Genomic DNA, 1,316 nt, shown 5'->3' with positions numbered 1-1,316 from the left:
GGACGGGCCTGCCGGCGCCCGGGCCGCCGCGCTTCAGCGCTGGCAGTGCCCGCACCAGACCGTGGTGCGCTGGCCGATGCTGGCCTGCTTGAGCGGCCGGCCGCAGCGCGGGCAGGGCTCGCCGCCGCGCCCATAGGCCGACAGCTCCTGCTCGAAATAGCCCGGCGCGCCGTCCGGGCTGATGAAGTCGCGCAGGGTGGTGCCGCCGCGCTGGATGGCGTAGGCCAGGATGTCCTTGATCGAGGCCGCGAGCGCGGCATAGCGCTCCCGCGAGACCTTGCCGGCCGCGCGCAGCGGCGACACCCCGGCCGCGAACAAGGCCTCGGCCGCGTAGATGTTGCCGACCCCGACCACCACCCGCTGGTCCATCAGGAAGGTCTTCACCGGCGCCTTGCGGCCGCGGCTGAGCTCGAACAGATAGTCGCCGTCGAAGGCCTCCGAGAGCGGTTCCGGGCCGAGGTCGCGCAGCAGTTCGTGGGTCTCGCCGGGCGCCTGCCACAGCAGGCAGCCGAACCGGCGCGGGTCGTTGAAGCGCAGCACCCGGTCGGAATCGAGCAGCAGGTCGACGTGGTCGTGCGCGCGCACCGGGGTGTCGACGGGCAGCACGCGCAGGCTGCCGGACATGCCCAAGTGCAGCAGGGCGCTGCCGGCGGCGGTGTCGAGCAACAGGTACTTGGCGCGGCGGCGCACCGCCTCGATGCGTTCGCCCGGCAGGGTGTCCTCGATCTGCAGCGGGATCGGCCAGCGCAGGTTGGGGCGGCGCAGGATCGCGGTGACGACGCGGCGGCCTTCCAGGTGCGGCGCCAGACCGCGCCGGGTGGTTTCGACTTCGGGCAATTCAGGCATGCGGCAAGGGTACTATCCCGGCCAGGCCGCGCATCGTTCGATGGCCGGAACCGGGAGTCGCTTCATGCCGCACGCGCCAGCGTCCGAGGAAGCCGTCGCAAACGGGGCGGGGTTAGCCGCCAGGGCGCCCGAGCCCGAGGCCGCGCCGCCGCCGGGCCGGCGCCTGCGCAGTTTCGCCAGCGCCGAGATCGACATGGCGCTCGACGCCCTGGGCTGGCGCGGCAATCGGATCCATGCCGGCGTGCACCTGGCGCGCAAGGGCTTGCGCCGGGTCCGCGCCACGGTCGCTCTCGGCGGCGGCGCGCTCGGTCCGGGCGCGGCGCTGGTCGACCGCGAACTGCGCCGGCTCAACCGTAACTTGTCGGTGCTGCGCGACGCGCACGCGCTGGTCGAAACTCTGGACCGGCTGCTGCGCCTGCCGCTGGAAGCCGAGGTCCGCACTTTGTTGCGCCGTGCCCGCCGCCGTGCCG

General features: G+C 73.8%; 2 protein-coding genes. One reads left to right on the top strand and one right to left on the bottom strand.

Translation table 11 applies throughout. The annotated features are described in order from the left end of the window. Window positions 1-33: 33 nt before the first annotated feature. A complete protein-coding gene (mutM, locus tag ACSAMQ_RS20550; protein ID WP_435397433.1) occupies window positions 34-846 on the bottom strand; it encodes a bifunctional DNA-formamidopyrimidine glycosylase/DNA-(apurinic or apyrimidinic site) lyase in 813 nt (270 codons plus the stop codon). 64 nt (window positions 847-910) lie between these two features. On the opposite strand from mutM, the gene ACSAMQ_RS20545 reads away from it, so the two are divergent. Next, window positions 911-1,316 (top strand): CHAD domain-containing protein (locus tag ACSAMQ_RS20545; RefSeq protein WP_435397432.1); only part of this gene is annotated, 406 nt, incomplete at its 3' end.

Origin of the sequence: Lysobacter sp. 1R34A (genome assembly GCF_051217035.1) — a bacterium.
Classification (GTDB): Bacteria; Pseudomonadota; Gammaproteobacteria; order Xanthomonadales; family Xanthomonadaceae; genus Lysobacter.
This window is presented reverse-complemented; position numbering and strand designations above follow the sequence as displayed.

What these genes read in the sequence shown, in the direction of transcription:
- mutM (WP_435397433.1), bottom strand. Translation starts at nt 846, where the DNA reads ATGCCTGAATTGCCCGAAGTCGAAACCACCCGGCGCGGTCTGGCGCCG.